The organism is Clostridium beijerinckii, from assembly GCF_036699995.1.
GTDB lineage: Bacteria > Bacillota > Clostridia > Clostridiales > Clostridiaceae > Clostridium > Clostridium helianthi.
Map to the genome: position 1 here is coordinate 3,426,851 of NZ_CP144906.1, position 19,062 is coordinate 3,445,912.

Genomic DNA, 19,062 nt, shown 5'->3' on the forward strand with positions numbered 1-19,062 from the left:
CACTACTTATTCCTCTCATCTAATATCCTTTTAAGATCATCTATATCTTCTTTGCTTAAATCACTTTCTTTTATAAAACTTACTAGCATATTTTTGATAGCTCCATTATAAACTTTACTTAAAAATGTTTGATTCTCTGCACGTATACATTCATTTTCATTTACAATTGGATAATATAAGTATTTTCTGCCTTCTTCTTTAAATCCAAGTGCATTTTTGCTAACTAGTCTGCTTATTAATGTCTTTATTGTTTTAGGCTTCCAATCTTTTGTATCTTCTAATGCCTCAATAATTTGATTTGATGTGCGTGGTGAATCTGTCCAGACAATTTTCATAACTTCCCATTCTGCCTCAGATATCTTAGGTATTTCTCCCATAACTTTCACTCCTCTTTTTTGTATTACAATTGTAATCTATAATTAGAATACAACTGTAATCCTTAATTGTCAATATATGTTTTTGAATAAATTTCAGATTAAATATCAATACTATATACGTATCTATTTTAGAATATCTTTTAATTTTCTGCCCAATTAAATAGACCTGATTTCAATATTAATATTAAAATCAGGTCTTATTTTTTATTTGTTAAAAAATGAAGATGCGTAAAAAAATCTACACCTATTAAAAGAGTGCGAAGCACAATTCGGAACTTAGATGAAAAGTGCGCGAAGCACATACGGAACTTAAATAAAAAGAGTTCGAAGAACAATATGAAACTTAAATTAAAAGACTACTAATCCCAATGTAGAATTTAACCACAGTAGCCTGCGACTTTTTTATTGCTTATTATAAAACAATCCAGCTTCTTTTATAATTTCTTGCTCTGTAAATAAACTTTGAACAGCCTCAGTATAATCGCTTAACTTTTGTGCACTTCTTATTTTTTTAGCGTATTCTTTATTATCTGAAAATATGTAAATCATATATCCAAATAGCTCTTTCATTCTATTTATTGCATATATATCTTCTGGAAACACCTCTATATATCTATTTAAAATTTCATCATGGAAATCTTTTAATATATTTTTGTTTATATTAATATCATTTTTTATTATGTTAATCAGCCCTGGATTAGCAAGTATGCCTCTTCCTAGCATTACTGTATCTATTTCAGGAAAATCAGCTAATAATTTATTATAATCATTAATTGTGAAAATATCTCCATTGTAGCATATTGGGTTATTGCTTAGAGATAGTGCATCTCTAAACACATTTAAATTAGGCTTGTTTCCATAAAAATCTTTTTGTGTTCTAGGATGAATAATTAACTCTTCCAAAGGATATTTATTGTAAATTTTTATTAGCTCATAAAATTCTTCTGGATTATCTTTTCCTATTCTAGTTTTTATAGAAATCTTAATATCATCCTTCTTGAATATTTCCTCTAGAAATGAATCTAGTTCTTCCCTTTTTGCCAAAAATCCTGAGCCCCTATTCTTTGAAATAACAGTCTTAGCAGGACATCCTAAATTTAAGTTAACTTCGCTATACCCTAATTGTTGCAACTTTCTAGAAGTATTAATGAAGCCTTCTGCATCGTTAGTAAGTATTTGAGGTACTATATTCATGCCTTTATTGTTTTCAGGTAAGACATCTACAAGCTCCTTAGTCTTAAGACTTCTACTTTCATTTGGAACAATAAAAGGTGTAAAGTATTTATCCACGTTTCCAAAAAACTTTTCATAAGAATTTCTATATATATATTCAGTAATTCCCTCCATGGGCGCTAAATAGTATTTCATTTAATAACTCCTTTATGTATCCTAAAAAACAAAGCCTTTTAATACATCATTTATTGTTTTTAAAACTTTTAATAATAACTTTAAGATGTATGGTAAGAAAAATGATGCTAATAATACTGCACCAGCCAAAATTAATATATTATAATTTATCGCTTGTCCCATTTTAACCTGGTATAAGTGTATGGCTCCCACAGATATAGATCCAACGATTAATATTTTAGTTGCTATCCATGAAATTATGTTTATAACCTGTAATACTGATATTATTACTGATAATACAACTATAAATGGGAACACCAATATCTTAAATGGCAGCATAATCAAATTAAATGCCTTTTTAGTATCATTTTGCGATTTCTTTTCGGCTGCTCTTTGTTTTCTTCCTTTTTCCTCTTTATCATCGTTTAAGCTATTTTTTCTCTCTTTATTTCTTGAAGTTTCTTTTCTCTTTAGATTATTACTTTTCCCTCCAGAACCCTTTGCTTTACTTCTAGAATTACGCCTACTTTTAGAAGCTTCATCTTCATTACTATAATCTTTTTCTTTTTGTATTTCTTTTGGATTTATAGCTACTGTTAAATTTTCTTTAACCGATTGATTTTCCTCTAAACTGATTAAAGCTTCATAGGCCTCATCAAATATCTTTAAGAATTGATTAAGTCTTTTTTCATTAACCACTTCTTTTTTCATTTTCTCTACTTGCATTTCATAGGCTTTTTTTATCTCTTCTTTCGATGCATTCTTTTCTACGCCTAATAACTTATGGTAATCTGTCATTACTTCTCTCCATTTCTTTAAATTAGGATAATCCTATTTTAATTTTAACCTTAGTACTCCTTAAAGTATTATACTTAAAATTATAATCAATTTAAAGCACTGACTTTATACAATTCTATTACAATTATCTATTTCAATTAGGATTTATTAATACTTTTTGTAATTATAGCCAAACTACTTAATATATAATGATTAATTTATTTAATATTCGCTAATCATAACTGCTTACTTGGAGGTTTTTTATTATGGAACAAAATAAAGTAGATAGACGTATACGAAGAACTAAGAAAGTTTTAATAGAAGCCTTAACAAAACTTATGTCTGAAAAGAAAATAAATAAAATTACTGTTAAAGAACTTACTGACTTAGCTGATGTTAACAGATCAACTTTCTATCTTTATTACAATGATATATATGATATGTTAGAAAAAATTGAGACAGGATTATTCAATGATTTTATTGAGGCTTATGATAAATTTTCAGAAGAAACAGTCTCCTATGATAATTTATTATCATTTTTAACTTATTTACTTGAATTCATAAAAACCAATGCAGATATGTTCAAAATATTACTTGGCAATGATGGAGACTATGCTTTTATAGAAAAATTTAAGAACTTTATAAAATATGCTAATTTACCAGTAAACAGTTCATTTTCTAATACAAAAGCCCATTATTACATCCCTTATACAATCTCAGGGTTTATTGGAGTTGTACAACAGTGGCTTAATGATGATATGAATGTTCCACCTAAAGATTTAGCTGCTACTATAATAGAAATGTTCTAACTTAATATTATCTGTATAATCTCTATATTCCAATCATCGAATTATACCTATACCTATATCTATATCTATATAGTATATACTTGTTGTAATGCAAAAAATAAAGGTGCCACAATTTTTTCGGCACCTTTATTTTGATTAACTCTACATTTCTTCTATATAATTATTATTTTTCATTGCTTGTGCAAGTTCTTTCATTTTAGTATTCGATTTTTTTGAGATATCTTCTGATAGTGACATAAGTGCTGGTATTGCTATTGGAAGTAGAACAAAAGCTAATAGGAATAATCCTATGACAACAGCTATTGCAAGTTCCATTAATATAACAATATTCGAAGGATATAAAGTAGCGAAAGTTCCAGCTAAAATAATAGCTGCTGACATTACTACTCCACCTATTTTTCTTGATGCTAAAACTATAGCTTCTTTTGCAGAAATACTTGGATATTCCTTAAAGCGCATCATCAAGAATATACTATAATCAACACCAAGTGCAGCTATCATTATAAATGAGAAGAAAGGAACATTCCAAGACAACCCTTCTGATGCACTGCTAAATAACATTTTTGATATAAAGGCTGTTGATGATAAAGCTGCATAATAAGCCACTCCAAGTGAACCTACTATATAAACTGGAATCCAAAATGATTTTATTACGATAACTAATAATATAAATATAGCTCCTAATACTATTATCTGAGTAAAAGTTATATCATGTGTTGCAACATTACTTAAATCATTAGAATTAGCTGTTGCCCCTGCAACTCCATATTTTACATTAGAAAGCTTTGTACCACTAAGATTATTTTGAACTACAGTACTTATATTATCTATAAGATTAATTGAAGAATCAGAATATGGCTCTGAATCTAAAGTTATAGTTAACTTCGCTATTTTTCTATCTTTAGACATATATGCATCAAACATTTTACTTATATCTGAATTACTAAAAGCTTCATCTGGTATATAAAAACTTTTTGTATTAGTAAGCTGATTTAAAAAATCGTTACTCTTATCAATTCCATTTGATATACTAGACAATCCATTACTGCTTCCGTTTAATCCATCCTTTAGTTTTGTCATTCCTCCACTAAGATTATTTAATCCATTGTATAAGGAATCTTGTCCTGTTTTAATTTTATCAGCACCATTTCTTAGTTGTGACATACTTGAAATAACTTGTTCTTGTCCAGCACTACCTTGCTTTAATCCATTAGAAAGTGCTTTAGCACCATTCTCAAGTTCATTAATACCTTTTGCAAACTCTGAATCTGAACTTGTACTAGCAATAACTGTTTTTAAACCATCATTGACTTGATTTAAGCCAGAAGTAAGTTTATCGTAGTTATTGTTAGCAGTATTCATAGCTGAAGTAATACTATCTAATGAAGAACCTAATTTATTAATCATCTCTTTAAGTGCTGCTACATCTGGATCATTTGGTAATTTCGCATCAACTTTTGAGATGCTTCCCTGCATCATTGATGAAATCTGCTTTAATTGACTTATAGATGTATCTAAGGATTTATATCCATCTCCAAGTGTGCTATATCCATTATTTATTTCTGTGATTTTGCTTGAAATATTACTAAGTCCACCATTTATTTGAGCTAAGCCAGATTTAAGCTGCCCTATACCTGATGCTAGATTATCTGCACCATTTGCTCCTTGTGCAATTCCATCATTGATTTTTACCAATCCATTAGTTATTGCATCCATTCCACCTTCAAGATTACCAGTACCTTCAGATAGATTTTTAACGGATGAAAAATCTGGAGCTGATAGGCTATTATCCATCTTGTTTAATCCATCCTTAACCTTTCCAATTCCATCATTTGCACTAGATAATCCATTCACTACAGTATCTGTCTGCTTATTTGTATAAAAATTATCTATTATAGTTCCCATAGGCTGAGTTGGTCCTGATACTTCTTTTATTCCCTTTACTCCTTTAAGCTTTTCAGTAAGATTATCTATAACCGCTAAATCTTCATTATTATCTAAAGGCTCATCACTTTCTAAAACAACAGTAGTCTGCATAACCTTTCCTGCACTAAACTTGTCTGTAATAATATTAAAGCCTTTTACCGATTCATTTGAATCACTTAAATCTTTAATATTATCAAAGGATAATTTATTTGCATTAAATGTTATTACAGGAGTGAGTATTGCTGCAACAACTAACAAAGAAACTACTGGATGCTTTACTGACATTGAAGTTATTCTTCCCCATAAACCACTTTCTTTATGACCACTTGCTTGTTTAGAAGGCCAAAACAACTTACGTCCTAATAATTTCATAGCTATAGGAGTAAAAGTAAACATTTCTATTAAAAGAATAGCTATGCCTATAGCAACAGCATTAGCTGATCTATATATAGAAAATTGTACAAAAGTTAAACTTGCAAAAGCCATTAAAACTGTTAAGCCGCTATATAATATCGTCTTACCTGAAGTTTTATAGCTGTTTATAATAGCTTCATCTATAGTTAGCCCATTAGATAACTCTTCTTTAAATCTATTAAGTAAGAGTATATGATAATCTGTTCCAATTCCAAAAAGTACTAAACATATGAACATTTGAGTAAAACTTGTAATAGGAAAATTAAATTTATTAACTAGCACACCTATAATCCCCATTGATGATACATAGGATAACCCTACTGCTAGAAGCGTTACTAAAGGTGTAACAACTGAACGGAACATAAGCACTAGCACAACTAATATAAATCCTACAGTTATTAAAGCACTTTTATCAACACTCTTTCCGACTTCATTTTGATAATCATTATTTATGGCAAGCGAGCCTGTGATATAATGATTTACCTTAACATCTTTGATTTCATTATTAAAATCTTTTATTACAGCATTACTATCTCTTTCACCTTTATCAAAGGAAATTGATACGAGTACAGTTGTATTATCTTTTGATATCATTTGATCTTTTGCTTCAGGCTTACTGAATGGATCTATAATATCATTTATCTGCAATTTTTCTTTATTTTCATTTAATTTATCTATACCTTGTTCAATATCATTCATATCACCATCTGATAGTTCCTTATCGCTGTTAAATACTAATAGCAATGAATCGCCCTTAGAATCACCCATTTTATTTATCATTTCTTGAGCAACTACAGATGGTGAGTTTTCGCTTATGGTCGCTCCACCCTTTTGACTTAGTACCGCATTAAAATTTGGTTGATTAATTACGAATACTATTGTAGCTATAATCCATATAAGCAATATACTAAAACGATGCTTTAATATTTTTCTCATAAATTCATCCTCCGTTAATAGTCATTGTTTTGTCGACATGTGTTTATTATATTTTGATGGATTCCTCATTTCAATCATCAATATTATAAAAGCTTGTTGGATATAAGACACATTAATAAAAACTGTCGAATAACTTATGAAGGACTATGTATAATAATTTAAGTAATTTATGAAAAGAATAGAATCAATAATATTGAATATCCTGTTTAGGAAAATTTATATGATAAATTTCTACTTAAAACCTAATATATTTTTTTCAAAAATGTGACTATATTTTCTCTTAATCAGCATTCTTTATAATTTATGTAAGCAGACCACACTATACTCGTACTTGACTTTAATTCAGCTTTCTACGAAATAAAAAAATGAACAACGCCATTAAATGACATCATTCATTTTCTAATACTATAACCTTTTTAAAATATATATCTCTAGTAATACGGCATTAATTATTTATTAATTTCAATTGTAGGAAATTTTAATTCCTTATATTTTGCAAATTTTTCTTTAACAACTGCCAAATTCTCGTCTGTATAGAAACCGCCCTGTGTATGCATAATTTCCTTTACATGATGTCCTCTACCTTCAACAGATGTACGATCACGAATTAATCCATCTTCTTGGATAACAAATTTCCATTTTCCTTCTTCTGTCTTCTCTAAGTTTCCACCAGCACCGCAAACTTGACATTCAACTGGATAATGTAGCCCGTCCCATTGCACTTCTCCAAGAATTAATGCATTTGAATGGCAATGTGGGCACCATCCCATACCTTCATCTCCAAGCCAAGTTCTTTCTTCTACTGGAGTATTTAATGATTTCATTATATTTTCACCCATTTTATGAGCACGTTCTATCATATCATCGTGTAATAAGCATTGTTTTGGTGCCGGAACTCTTGTTGCTAAATACATATCAACTACTTTAAAATCATTTGTAAAACATGTAGCCTGCATGCTTTCAAGTGCCATTGACTGCCAAGAACGAGTAGATCCCCCAACTGCAATTAAACCTGCAACTCTATCCTTATGTTCAATTGCGCCAATAAATTCTAAGAATGCTGATTCATATGCTAGATTTCTATGCATAAATTTTGAAAATGTTGCTGTTGGCATTAAGTCATATGTTGGTGCAGTTGCAATTATAGCATCTACATTTAGCATCACTTTCATAATTTCTTCCTTATCATCTTTTTTACTTAACGTACATCCAACATTTTTTCCATTACTCATTCCATGTGTACAAGCTGTACATCCTGAACATTCCATAATATTATAATCTCTTAAATTAATCATTTTAACATCTGCACCTTGTTCCTGACATGCAAGTAATGCTTCCTTTAATAAGATTTCTGAATTTGAATCTTTTCTTCCTGCTGTAATACCTAATACTGTAAAACTCATTAATACTTCTCCTTTAATAGCTCAATATTTTGTTAAAATTAGTTTATACTTTTGCATTTTCTAATTATAATTTAATAAGATAATTAGTTTTGAATTGCAAAAACAAACGATTTATCATAATTTTAGCATTATAGAAAATGTCATTCATCAAAAATAAGTCTTAAAATAATGCTCTTAAGTTTATAATGTTTAGACATTTTTTCAATTTAAGCGAAATAAGGAGAATTTAATGGAAAAGGAATACGATTTATATAAGAAAAGATATGAACTTTATGATAGTTTATTTGTTCAAAATAATATTGATGATATTCTTAGCATAGCTGAAAACTTTTTAGGAAATCCTATTTTTATTTTAGATACAAGCTATCGACTCATCACTCGTTCTCATCTAGCTAAGTGTGAAAATTCAAGCATCGAAACCCATAATGGTGAAGATTATTTATTGTCAGGTATTATTAGTTTAATGAAAGAAAATAAATGTATGGACACTATTTACAAAACAAATAATTCATTTTTTCATTATTCCGATGAAAATTTAATATTTTGCTCTATTAAAGTTAATGGAATTTCAATAGGATATATAAGTGTTCTTCAACGTAATCGTGATTTTGAAGATGAAGATTTAGAACTTACAAATATATTATCCAATTTGCTTTCTATTCAAATACAAAAAGATAATCTATTTATAAGTAACTCAGGTCTAGATGAAGAATATTATTTGATGGATTTATTGGTTAATGATATAGATAATTTAGAATATGCCAGTGAACGATTAAAATATAGTAGCTTTACTTTAAGCAAATACAATTTAATCCTTTCAATACCCTTCAAGCAGAAATATGAGGATTATAGACATAACTTTGGATTAAGAGACTTAATTCAAAGACTTAAAGGTATACTTGGAAATTGTATTTCAACCTATTATAAAGATACAATTATTTTTCTTATTAGCAGTGATAATGAACAAATTATAAGTGAGTACATAAAAGAAAATCTATTAGAATTTTTAAAACTAAACAATTTAAGATGTGGAGCTAGTATTAATTTTAATAATTTATTGGATATAAAAGATTACTTTAAGCAATCAATATGCGCTTTAAAGCTATCATTATATATGAAAATCCATAGTGATATAAGTTATTTTGAAGATTACATTGAATATTATCTTATTCATATATCTGCAAGTTCAAAAGAAAATAATGATTTACCTAGAATTGATATAACAACCTTAGTTAACCCTCTAATAAAAAAGCTTATTAAATACGACGAGAAGAATAAAACTGAATTATTTACAACTCTGAAAACCTACTTAGAATGTAATAGAAATGCCAACTATACTTCAAATAAACTAAATATACATAGAAGTACATTATTTTATCGCTTTAATAAGATTCAAAGCTTACTTGATATTTCCTTGGAAGACAGCAATAACTTATTTAAATTAGAGTTATCAATTAAGATTTTAAATTATAATAAATTTTCTTAAGCTTTACCTAAATATTATGTAACAACTTTTAATACTGCCTAATATATTGTTAGTATAACAAATGATTTTGATTAACAAAGGAGAAATGGGCTATGAAAAAGTGTTGCAAAAAATCTTGCAAGCCTTGCTATAATAACAATTACGGATATGGTAATTATGGTATGAATTATGGAAATTACGGTATGAACTATGGTAATTGCGGTGGAAACTGTGGTTTAAACTTCGGAAATTGTGGCATGAACTACGGCAACTATGGAATGAATTACGGTAATTACGGTGGATATTACGGAAACGGCTTTAATGCTTGGAATTTATGGCCATTTTTATTTCTTTAAAATATATTAATAATTATTTTATCCTCAATATTATTAATACGCTCATAAGTATATTCAATTTAAATTCTGTATTAATTTAAATAAAGGCAAGTATATTATAGTAAAAAATAGACCTAAAAGATTTATTAATTAAATCTTTTAGGTCTTGTTGTTTAAGATATAAAATTTTGCTTTATATCTTAAACAACTATTTTTATTCTCTTAGTCTTATGCTTATTACTTAAGACCTTGTTCGTAATTTTCGATCATATGTTTTACCATATATCCGCCAACATATCCATTTTGTCTTGAAGAAAGGTTTCCTTTATCCATGTTTTCATAATCGCTTAATCCAACTTCTGAAGCAACCTCAGTTTTTAATCTGTTTAATCCTTGTTTTGCTTCTGGTACTAATGTTCTATTTCTTCCACTATTATTATTTGATGACATATGCATCTACCTCCCTTAATTAATATAAATTTTGCTTGGCAGTAATATATTAACCAGTATGATAAATTATAACCCATAAAAATACTAGTAAAAGTAGCATCGATAGCTTGTATTACATACTTTTCCTTGTTTAAGAATTATATTTCATTTAAGTCCATAATCTCCTATTAGTTCGCCCTCTAAATATTAATTTTTTAATAGATGTTTATGATCATATTTTTTATCCTAATATAGAAATATTTCCATACCAATTAGAATCTTCAGGGATATTTTCATAGATTTTTGGAACAAAATATTTATGATTTCTTTGGTAAGTTACCAAAGAAATTTGAAACTTATATAGATAAACAATTTAAGAATCCGACTTATTAGATGAACAGATTTACAAAATTGCTAGAATTTTAAGCTCATATCTTTACTAGAAATCATAAATATATTTGTGTAGAAAACATTTGAAAATGAGCTGTTAAAGGTTCTTAGCTGTAGGTTGTTCCAATTTAGCTTGTCAAACTGAAAGTTGGAGCATGCTAAATTGGATACAACCTGCTGCTTAGAACCTTCAGCGATATTTTCATAGCTTTTCGGAACAAAATATTTATGATTTCGGTGAGTTATATGCATAAGTTCATGTATTAGTTGGGTTATCTATATAGATTTCAAATTTCAAGATAACTGTATATTTTTTATATATAATGCAGAAAATTAATATATAAAATTGGTTATTTATATTCTAACTACTAAATATTCGGAGGCTCATATGGAAAAAGAAATGCTTTCTCAGTATTATATATTTCTAATCTTAATACCAATACTATGTGGTACTGCTGCTAGATATATTACCCTAGTAGTTGATTACAGGCAGTATCCCAGCTATCCAAATGGATATTTAATTCATTTAGTAGCTGGATTCATATCTTCTGGAATAGGCGCTATTGCAATTCCAGCTATTCTCGAAAGGAACTTTGAAGCAATAACCTTCCTAGTTCTTGCTACTGAGCAGTTTAGAGAAGTACGAAAAATAGAAAAAGAAAGTCTTCAAGATCTTGATAATGTGGAACATGTTTTTAGAGGAGAAGCTTACATTGACGGCATTGCAAAGACTTTTGAAGCGAGAAATTATTTATCATTGTTAGTTTCATTTTTAACTAGCTTAACCATGCACCTTGTGCCTCATAACATCATTCTAATAAATATATTAAGCGGCATTTTAGCTGGAGGCATAATTTTTTATATACTCAAAAATTTTTCAAAAGGTAAATCCATTGGAGATATTGCTCAAGTAAAGCTAGCTAAGATAACTGTAAAAAATTCCGAACTATATGTAGATGATATATTTGTTACAAATCATTTAGGTACAGATAGAGCAAGAAATTTAGTTAAAGATGGCGGCATGGCAGCCATAATTTATCCTAATGAAAGACACTTTAACAGAATAATTGATCACCACGGTCAAAGGCAGGCTATAATATTTGAAGCATGCAGAATGTTAGGACTAAAAAGATATCACTATACTAAATGTGATTACGAAACAGGAAGAGTCGCTATTATGTTAGTTCCAATAATTTATAATGAAGGCTCTTTTATAGAAACAATAAAGAAAACACCTCTTCTAGAGAGTATAAAAAAGAGTTCTAGCTTAATGAAATCTAATCTTAATAAATAGAAAGGCAGGAATACCATGGGTACAGATTTTTATAATACTGGTTATGAAATAATAGCATATATAACCCTATCTAAAGATAGGGCACAAAATGGAAACCCCTTAATTTTAGTTGCCCAAACTCAAGAGGAGCAAAAGCAGTTAACTGATGATATTTCAAAGGCTTTAAGAGCAGAAGTAGTTCAACTTACTTGCGGCGATTATATGATTATTAGTAAAAACTAACTAAATAAACTTATAGAAAGTTTAAAAGTAATTTATATTAAAACTGATATTTGAATACCTAATGCTGAAAGCAGTGATTATACTTTAACATTTAGAAATATATAATTCACATATACACAGTTCTATTAGAAACAATTTTTATCTATTGGAAATTTTATATTCAATCCCGCTAAATAAAAATTCACTGGGATAGGTGTTGCATAATTATTATTTGGAAAATATAATCCTGGATCTCCTTCTAACCTATTTAATGCCAATAATATAGTATAATTAAGTTCTGTTATATTTATTTGATATTTCACAAAAGTAGCAATAGCATTACCATTAGATATAATGAATGTTAATTTATAATTAAATTCTGCTGAATTCTGTGATTGAGACTCGTTAGCTCCTTCACTTTCATCTGATTTATTACCCATTTCATCCTTTTCGGATTCCTTGGGTTTTTCATTCATTTCTAAATCAGATTGATTTTCTTCCTTATCTTCTTCACATATATTTTGAAGACATTGATGTATTAGTAAATCAATCTTTTCATCTGGATGAATTGGTTTTGTTTTGTCATACTCAATGACACCCATTTGAACTTGATTAATAAATAGACCAATTATAAATGTTGTAATGCTAATCTCAACATTAGTTTCAAGTGCTTCGCCTAAATTGCCTGTAGGCCCATTATTTGAAGCACTCGTAGTAATAAATACATATATTTTATTAACACTTCTATAAATCAATTCACCGTCTAATACCAATACATTATCATTTTCTAAATATTCGGCGCATGGTGGAATGACTGCATCTGCAAATGGATTAGGATTGCATTGTGATTTCTTTTGTTTATTTGTTTTTTTACTACCTCTGCATTTTCTATCTTTCTTACATTTACACTTCTTCATATGTATCCCTAATTACAATTAATATAATAATATAGTATGAATCACTATTAAATTATGCTCACTAAAAGCCCTATAAAATTAATTTATAAAAACTTTATTTATTAATAATGAAATCCTATTTTTTTATCCATTTGACTAGAATACAATCAAAAAAATCCTCTACTATGTATAAACTCCTCTATCTATTTTTCATACATTCTTCTATTGCGTAATTTTTATCAAGTGTTATAACTCCATTATCCAAGATAAAACAAGGTATCCCTATTCTCTTTTCATCTTTAACATCATCAAATAATGAATTTTCATCACGAATTGCAACAAATTCCTTTAAAGCTTTTATATCTTCGCAAAAATCTCTATAATCAAAGCTAATATTTTTTTCTCTCAATTCCTCTATAGCCTTTAATGTAGATGGACACACATTACTTCCATAAATCTTCATAATAAAACATCCTTTCATTTGTATATTTTGCTTTCTTAAAATATTTTTACTATGGTTCATGATTCTTCATATAGATAAAACAACTATAATCTATACTTATGCGTAACCTCACCGAAATGAATAACATACTTTTGTTCCAGTTTCTAGGTAATTCTAATGGGTGATTCTAAGGCTATAAAGTTGCACCCAAAGTGCTAGCCTCAAAGAACAAGCTTTGAACTAGCACATTTGGAACAACTTATAGCCAAAGAATCAAATCCATCAAAATTACCACTGAAACATTCCACAAAAGTATATTACTCATTTCTAGTTAGAGGATATTTCATAGTCTAAGTATACTTAATGATTGTGTTATCCATAGGGTTCCTCAATCAGAGTCGAACTTTATATAGATATCAGCCAAAATCTAATATTTATTAAGGTAATGGCTAAAGAATCTAATCCCAATACTTCAATAATTATTTTTTTCAAAATAATTATATTTATACTTTTTGATACCATAAATCAAATTTGAAATATCAAAAAGCTTGTGAATAATGTCAACTTGTTATTTGACCAATTTAAAACATCAGCTGAATACTATAACTCTAATTATTAGATGAACATATTTATAACGCTGCTAAAACTTTAAGTTAATATCTTCTCTAGAAATCATAAATATATTTGTGTAGAAAACATTTGAAACTGAGCTGGTAAAGGTCCTTAGCTGTAGGTTGTTTCATTTTAGCTTGTCACACTGAAAGTGGGAGCATGCTAAAGTGGGTACAACCTACTGCTTAGAACCTTCAGCGATATTTTCATAGTTTTTCGGAATCAAAATATTTATGATTTCGGTAAGTTACCACATAAACCCGGTTTTAATCAGGTTATCTATATGATAAACAGCTAATTTAGCTTTATTTTAAAAATCTAATTTTTTAATTTCTTCTGAAATTGTGGCATGCTCTTATACATGCTCATTAGGCTCACTACAACCAATAGTATCCATCCTATTAATGATGAAAATGCTAATAATATAACTAATATTATAATAAGCAATATTATTGATATTTTTAAAATTATACCATCTATACATTTGAGACTAGCAATAAGTCCAAGAAGTGCGTTACATATAAAAAAGGTATTTGCAATTCCCACTGTCCATTCTACAGTAATATAATTGTAGTGAATGAGGACAATAAGTATGCAATGAAATATAGTTAATACTAATAAAGCTCTTTTAGGAGATCTTTCTTCCTCTTTCTTTCTTAAAAAAGCAGGAAGCATTCCATTTTCTGCTCTTGCAGCCATTTGTCTTGTAACAGCACCTAATATCATGATCAATGTAGCATAACACAATCCTGCTGCTACAATTCCCATAACAATATAAGATAAGTTACCGAATAAAGGAATAAGAATTAAACTTACATTAATGTCTGCTTCTTTTGTAATAATTTGATTTCCTAAACTGTTCTGCAAAGCAAAAGTAGTCAATAAATATATAAAAATAACAGCTGATAAACTTATTTTCATAGCACGCATAAGAGTTTTCTCTGGATTCATGACCTCTTCAACATAACTACCAATTACTTCCCACCCTATAATTGCCCAAAATAATAGCAAAAGCGTAGAGCCAAGAGTTGTAATTGGTGGCATACCACTAGGAAAAGTTACACTATCCTGTTTTAAAAGATTAAAAACACTGCCTATAATAAGAATAAGTCCAGTAAGTGAAGAAAGTATTAAAGTAACCTTTCCCATTGCAGTTATTCCCATTAATAGTACAACTATATTAAGAAATAATAGTATAAAAATAACAAGTGTTCTATAATTATTTGCTCCCGGAAACATATTGCAAATAAATCCAGAAGCCGTATACAAAACAGCTACAGGTCCAAAGCAGACAGCTGCTGTCAAATAATTCGAAGATAATTCTCTAAAATTTTGTCCAAGCTTCTCACCTATTACCACATTCACCCCTTCATTACTCAAAGTTAATATACTCATTTTTGTAAATATGTAAGCAAATATAATGCCCATAAGCATAGTTATTATCCATGCAATAATAGCTTTATCTCCAATCATATGAATTGCAATAGGTGGTAAGAGTACAATACCTGAACCTAAAATTGGACCTATCATTAGTCCACTTATAGAAATAGTATTTAGTTTTTTATTCATTTTTCCCCTCCTTGATGTTGATTATCTTATTATAAGAGGGGTTAATCCATTTGTAAAATTGAAATTTTAAATGCAGCATATCAATAATTTTGATGATTAAAAATTTTCTATCTAATAAAACAATCCAAGTGATCTTAGTTATGCCTAGGATTCACTTGGATTGTTAAATCTATCTATATTTTAAAATTTAAAACTAATTCAGTTAATTTTTCTGCTGTTTCTGCTTGATGTTGAGCTACTTTAGCAACCTGTTCTATTGCTTTATTAGTTTCATCTATACCTACTTTAATTTCCTCCGAACTGTTTTTAGTATCTTTCATATTTTCAGCAATAGTTTGTACAACTTCAGAAATCTCTTCTGTAGATGCATTTAACTCCTGTGACATTGATGCAATATTTTGTGATAAGTCACTAATATATGCAGCATCATTTTCATATTTATTTCCTGTCTCAATTAATAAATCATAATCTTTTTTAACATTCTCATTGACAAAATGTAGTACCTCCTTTGAGTTGCCTGATAGATTATTAAAGGCAGCTTGAACATTTGAAACTACATTTTGAATATTCTTAACATAATCTGCTGATTGCTCAGCAAGTATCCTTACTTCATTTGCAACTACCGCAAATCCCTTTCCTTGTTCTCCAGCTCTTGCAGCTTCAATATTTGCATTCAAGGCTAATAAATTTGTCTGTTCTGCTATTGATGCTATTGATTGTGCAATTATACCTATTTCACTAACTACTTTTCCTTGCTCTATTGCATTAAGTATATTATTTTGCTTTTCTTCATACAATTCATCTGTAGCTTTCATAGAGCTAATTCCAGTTTCCTTTACTTCAGTAGCTCTTTCCTTAATTTCGATAGACTGATGACTACTTTCAGTTGAATTCGAAGCCAGCTGAGTTATTCCAGAATTAACTTCTTCCATTGTTGAAGCTAACTCCTCTGTAATTGAATTTATACCTTGTATATTTTCTACTATTCCAGATGTATTCTTATCTATGCTTTCAAAATTGCTTGATAATTCTTCTAATGTAGCAGATAATTCTTCACTAGATGCTGTTACGCCCTGAGCCTGAATCACAATATTTTCAATCACTGATTTGATTTTTTCTTTTGCATTATTTAATGCTCTAATTAACAATCCTAATTCATCATTATTTTCACTTTCTATTGAGTATGTTAAATCTCCATTTCCTAAAGCTTCTGCAAATAATAAAACTTTTTTAATTATCATAGATATATATATTGATAATCCTGTCCCTATGGCAATAGCCAAAATAATCCCCACTATTAGAATTGCATGCATTATATTAGTTGTTTTGCGATAATTTTCTTTTGCACTGCTATAAGCTTCATCTGCTTGTTTTTGGTTTATTTCAACCAAGTTATCAAGATGTTTTGATATAATTTCTGTAGTTTGGTTAATTTCAGATAATTTAATTTTTGCTTCTGAATAATTCCCATTTTTAAGTAACTCAAAAAGATTGTCTTTTTCAGTTGCAAACTTATCTCCTAAAATAGAATTAAGATCATCAAACTCTTTCTTCTCATCATTTGACATGCTGCTATTACCAAAAGCTTCAACTACAGCTGAATTTTTAGTTTTGATTTGATCAAGTTGTTGTAGCGCTGTTTGTACCTTGGAATTATCCTGTTCTAGAACTACATCATTAACAATTTTAATTTCAATTAAAAAGTTCTCTTTAACCGAATGTATTTCATCAATACTTTTTAAATCATCAGAATATATTTGTTCTATACTGCTCTCAGTATTTGATAGACCAAACTTTCCGAAGAAACCAGTTATACCAATTAGTATAACCATACTCATAAAGCCAATTAATAATTTTGTTTTTATGGATACATTCTTTATCATCAGTATACCATCTCCCTTTATAATAAAATTTTAAAGTTTATAATAATTTGCAGCTTATTTCAAACCTTTACTAAATTATATTTTATCAAAAATTGTTAAAATATAATAGCATTTCGACATAAATTTTTCTAGTTATGACAATTTTATATTTTTTTATTTATATAAATTTTATTATCATGCTGCTAATTTAGATTATAAATATTTAGTTTTTAACCATATATACCTATACATTTCCTTTTTACACAAAGTGTGCATCATAGAGTGTCGTTATACAATGTTTTATTTTTTTCCAATTAAATTAAATAGGCTAGTTATTCATTTGCATAACTAACCTTAAAATTTTACTCATTTATAGAATTTATATTAATCCACTCTCCAAATTTTGTTAGCGTGTTTTTTTATTTTGAAGGAGTGAAAGCTTCTATAACAGCAGTTTCCTTATCTTCTGTTATTGCTCCTCCACATCTTTTTTTAATGCATATCTCTTGTTCGGTTTAATTATAGGAAATTATTGTTACAGTTCTGTAACAGAGATTTATCAATAATGTTACAAATTTACGAATCTTTATCATATTATATAAATATTACATTCATAGCCTTCTGAACAACATTTTCTACAGTAAAGCCAAATTTCTCAAAAACTTAAATTTGCTTCATTCTCTTTTTAAAATGCATCTATTTACTGCACCTTTTTATATTGTTATCTTTTTTATTGGTTCATTTTTAAATTATTTTATGTTTTAATTTATGGCTATGTTTAAGAATAATATTATATTATTTTTAAGGGAACTTTTTATAGGTTCCCTTAATTTACATTTTAAGAATTTTCTTCATTAATACATTTACTCAATATAATATTTATGTGCCATTAAATCTTCTTCGCTGATACACTTAACATCTTTATAACTCCTTGATAGAGCATACTTATACATATCCGATACTAATTGGCTATCTTTACACCAAAACATAACATATGAGCAGTCATATACTGCAAGTATAATCTGACAATCACTATCTAAAAACTCTTCATATTTCGATACTTCCTTAATAATTCCGTCTTTTAAAAAAGCCCTCAAAGTCAGAAATACCATATAATAAGTATTATTTTTTGAACTTTCAAATAGTCGCTCCCCAGATAGTATTCTATCATCATCATCAAATAAGAACGCATTTGTAAATTCATTATCGTGTAGTAGGTGTATTTCATCATTATCAACTAACCATTGATAATAATTAGTTGGCAAGGGTTGTAATATATCAGATAGATAATTTCCGTATTCATTTGGAATTTCAAATCTTACTCCCATATTTTTCATTTAGTTATCCTCCAAACTTATTGGTAAATATTCATTTTATATAGGTTATACATAAGTTGCTTCTCTTACACTAAAATCTCTTAATTTTGTATCAGTATGAGAAGTATGAGATTGCACTAATAAATTTTTGCTCTTAATGGTGTCTTTTTCTGTATTAAAGACTTCTAATCACTTAAACCAATACATATAGTTAGCAAGATATTTGGTTGCAACACCGTTAAACCTATCCATCAATTTCTTT

The 19,062-nt window shown here is 28.4% G+C and carries 16 protein-coding genes; 5 read left to right on the forward strand and 11 right to left on the reverse strand.

Features of this window, described 5'->3' with window-relative positions:
- Nucleotides 1-2: 2 nt before the first annotated feature.
- From PZA12_RS15755 to PZA12_RS15765, 3 genes are all read right to left on the reverse strand, one after another.
- Entirely contained in the window at nucleotides 3-377 is a 375-nt protein-coding gene (locus PZA12_RS15755; protein ID WP_009170362.1) for a CopY/TcrY family copper transport repressor, read from the reverse strand.
- Between the two features lie 402 nt (nucleotides 378-779).
- Nucleotides 780-1,745, reverse strand: a complete 966-nt coding sequence (locus PZA12_RS15760) for a tRNA dihydrouridine synthase (protein WP_077840491.1) — start codon at nucleotides 1,743-1,745, stop codon at nucleotides 780-782.
- A 21-nt stretch (nucleotides 1,746-1,766) separates the two neighbouring features.
- Nucleotides 1,767-2,522 carry a molecular chaperone DnaJ gene (locus PZA12_RS15765; protein ID WP_103699263.1) on the reverse strand — a complete coding sequence of 252 codons (756 nt, stop codon included), beginning with the start codon at nucleotides 2,520-2,522 and terminating at the stop codon, nucleotides 1,767-1,769.
- A gap of 245 nt (nucleotides 2,523-2,767) precedes the next feature.
- On the opposite strand from PZA12_RS15765, the gene PZA12_RS15770 reads away from it, so the two are divergent.
- Nucleotides 2,768-3,310 carry a TetR/AcrR family transcriptional regulator gene (locus tag PZA12_RS15770; protein ID WP_103699262.1) on the forward strand — a complete coding sequence of 181 codons (543 nt, stop codon included), beginning with the start codon at nucleotides 2,768-2,770 and terminating at the stop codon, nucleotides 3,308-3,310.
- Nucleotides 3,311-3,451: 141 nt separating this feature from the next.
- Here the strand turns inward: PZA12_RS15770 and PZA12_RS15775 are convergent, their stop codons facing one another.
- Together PZA12_RS15775 and PZA12_RS15780 are read right to left on the reverse strand one after the other, a co-directional pair.
- Complete coding sequence (locus PZA12_RS15775; protein ID WP_103699261.1) at nucleotides 3,452-6,586, reverse strand: MMPL family transporter; 3,135 nt, start codon at nucleotides 6,584-6,586, stop codon at nucleotides 3,452-3,454.
- A 449-nt stretch (nucleotides 6,587-7,035) separates the two neighbouring features.
- Nucleotides 7,036-7,989 carry a flavodoxin family protein gene (locus PZA12_RS15780; RefSeq protein ID WP_103699260.1) on the reverse strand — a complete coding sequence of 318 codons (954 nt, stop codon included), beginning with the start codon at nucleotides 7,987-7,989 and terminating at the stop codon, nucleotides 7,036-7,038.
- Nucleotides 7,990-8,218: 229 nt separating this feature from the next.
- Here PZA12_RS15780 and PZA12_RS15785 point away from each other — a divergent pair, with 229 nt between their 5' ends.
- Nucleotides 8,219-9,475 carry a PucR family transcriptional regulator gene (locus PZA12_RS15785; RefSeq protein WP_206491038.1) on the forward strand — a complete coding sequence of 419 codons (1,257 nt, stop codon included), beginning with the start codon at nucleotides 8,219-8,221 and terminating at the stop codon, nucleotides 9,473-9,475.
- 92 nt (nucleotides 9,476-9,567) lie between these two features.
- Nucleotides 9,568-9,810 (forward strand): hypothetical protein, encoded by a 243-nt coding sequence (locus PZA12_RS15790; protein WP_077840497.1) that lies wholly within the window; start codon nucleotides 9,568-9,570, stop codon nucleotides 9,808-9,810.
- A 216-nt stretch (nucleotides 9,811-10,026) separates the two neighbouring features.
- Here the strand turns inward: PZA12_RS15790 and PZA12_RS15795 are convergent, their stop codons facing one another.
- Complete coding sequence (locus tag PZA12_RS15795; protein ID WP_077840498.1) at nucleotides 10,027-10,239, reverse strand: alpha/beta-type small acid-soluble spore protein; 213 nt, start codon at nucleotides 10,237-10,239, stop codon at nucleotides 10,027-10,029.
- A gap of 757 nt (nucleotides 10,240-10,996) precedes the next feature.
- Here PZA12_RS15795 and PZA12_RS15800 point away from each other — a divergent pair.
- A complete protein-coding gene (locus PZA12_RS15800) occupies nucleotides 10,997-11,902 on the forward strand; it encodes a YIEGIA family protein (protein WP_077840499.1) in 906 nt (301 codons plus the stop codon).
- A 15-nt stretch (nucleotides 11,903-11,917) separates the two neighbouring features.
- Nucleotides 11,918-12,124: a capping complex subunit for YIEGIA gene (locus PZA12_RS15805; protein WP_012059301.1), complete on the forward strand. Its 207-nt coding sequence runs from the start codon at nucleotides 11,918-11,920 to the stop codon at nucleotides 12,122-12,124.
- A 125-nt stretch (nucleotides 12,125-12,249) separates the two neighbouring features.
- On the opposite strand, the gene PZA12_RS15810 is transcribed toward PZA12_RS15805, so the two are convergent.
- The 5 genes from PZA12_RS15810 to PZA12_RS15830 all read right to left on the reverse strand — a co-directional run bounded on the left by PZA12_RS15810 (nucleotide 12,250) and on the right by PZA12_RS15830 (nucleotide 18,821).
- Nucleotides 12,250-13,020 (reverse strand): hypothetical protein, encoded by a 771-nt coding sequence (locus PZA12_RS15810; protein ID WP_103699300.1) that lies wholly within the window; start codon nucleotides 13,018-13,020, stop codon nucleotides 12,250-12,252.
- 178 nt (nucleotides 13,021-13,198) lie between these two features.
- Complete coding sequence (locus tag PZA12_RS15815; RefSeq protein ID WP_103699299.1) at nucleotides 13,199-13,462, reverse strand: glutaredoxin; 264 nt, start codon at nucleotides 13,460-13,462, stop codon at nucleotides 13,199-13,201.
- Between the two features lie 909 nt (nucleotides 13,463-14,371).
- The gene (locus tag PZA12_RS15820) at nucleotides 14,372-15,622 is read right to left on the reverse strand and encodes an APC family permease (RefSeq protein WP_103699298.1); all 1,251 of its coding nucleotides are present in this window, start codon (nucleotides 15,620-15,622) and stop codon (nucleotides 14,372-14,374) included.
- A 173-nt stretch (nucleotides 15,623-15,795) separates the two neighbouring features.
- Nucleotides 15,796-17,505 (reverse strand): methyl-accepting chemotaxis protein, encoded by a 1,710-nt coding sequence (locus PZA12_RS15825; RefSeq protein WP_103699297.1) that lies wholly within the window; start codon nucleotides 17,503-17,505, stop codon nucleotides 15,796-15,798.
- 842 nt (nucleotides 17,506-18,347) lie between these two features.
- Nucleotides 18,348-18,821: a DUF2691 family protein gene (locus PZA12_RS15830; RefSeq protein ID WP_103699296.1), complete on the reverse strand. Its 474-nt coding sequence runs from the start codon at nucleotides 18,819-18,821 to the stop codon at nucleotides 18,348-18,350.
- Between the last annotated feature and the right edge of the window lie 241 nt (nucleotides 18,822-19,062).

Bases quoted from the DNA above. Each gene is read 5' to 3' on its own strand.
- PZA12_RS15755 (WP_009170362.1), bottom strand. From the start codon at position 377: ATGGGAGAAATACCTAAGATATCTGAGGCAGAATGGGAAGTTATGAAA.
- PZA12_RS15760 (WP_077840491.1), bottom strand. From the start codon at position 1,745: ATGAAATACTATTTAGCGCCCATGGAGGGAATTACTGAATATATATAT.
- PZA12_RS15765 (WP_103699263.1), bottom strand. From the start codon at position 2,522: ATGACAGATTACCATAAGTTATTAGGCGTAGAAAAGAATGCATCGAAA.
- PZA12_RS15770 (WP_103699262.1), top strand. From the start codon at position 2,768: ATGGAACAAAATAAAGTAGATAGACGTATACGAAGAACTAAGAAAGTT.
- PZA12_RS15775 (WP_103699261.1), bottom strand. From the start codon at position 6,586: ATGAGAAAAATATTAAAGCATCGTTTTAGTATATTGCTTATATGGATT.
- PZA12_RS15780 (WP_103699260.1), bottom strand. From the start codon at position 7,989: ATGAGTTTTACAGTATTAGGTATTACAGCAGGAAGAAAAGATTCAAAT.
- PZA12_RS15785 (WP_206491038.1), top strand. From the start codon at position 8,219: ATGGAAAAGGAATACGATTTATATAAGAAAAGATATGAACTTTATGAT.
- PZA12_RS15790 (WP_077840497.1), top strand. From the start codon at position 9,568: ATGAAAAAGTGTTGCAAAAAATCTTGCAAGCCTTGCTATAATAACAAT.
- PZA12_RS15795 (WP_077840498.1), bottom strand. From the start codon at position 10,239: ATGTCATCAAATAATAATAGTGGAAGAAATAGAACATTAGTACCAGAA.
- PZA12_RS15800 (WP_077840499.1), top strand. From the start codon at position 10,997: ATGGAAAAAGAAATGCTTTCTCAGTATTATATATTTCTAATCTTAATA.
- PZA12_RS15805 (WP_012059301.1), top strand. From the start codon at position 11,918: ATGGGTACAGATTTTTATAATACTGGTTATGAAATAATAGCATATATA.
- PZA12_RS15810 (WP_103699300.1), bottom strand. From the start codon at position 13,020: ATGAAGAAGTGTAAATGTAAGAAAGATAGAAAATGCAGAGGTAGTAAA.
- PZA12_RS15815 (WP_103699299.1), bottom strand. From the start codon at position 13,462: ATGAAGATTTATGGAAGTAATGTGTGTCCATCTACATTAAAGGCTATA.
- PZA12_RS15820 (WP_103699298.1), bottom strand. From the start codon at position 15,622: ATGAATAAAAAACTAAATACTATTTCTATAAGTGGACTAATGATAGGT.
- PZA12_RS15825 (WP_103699297.1), bottom strand. From the start codon at position 17,505: ATGATAAAGAATGTATCCATAAAAACAAAATTATTAATTGGCTTTATG.
- PZA12_RS15830 (WP_103699296.1), bottom strand. From the start codon at position 18,821: ATGAAAAATATGGGAGTAAGATTTGAAATTCCAAATGAATACGGAAAT.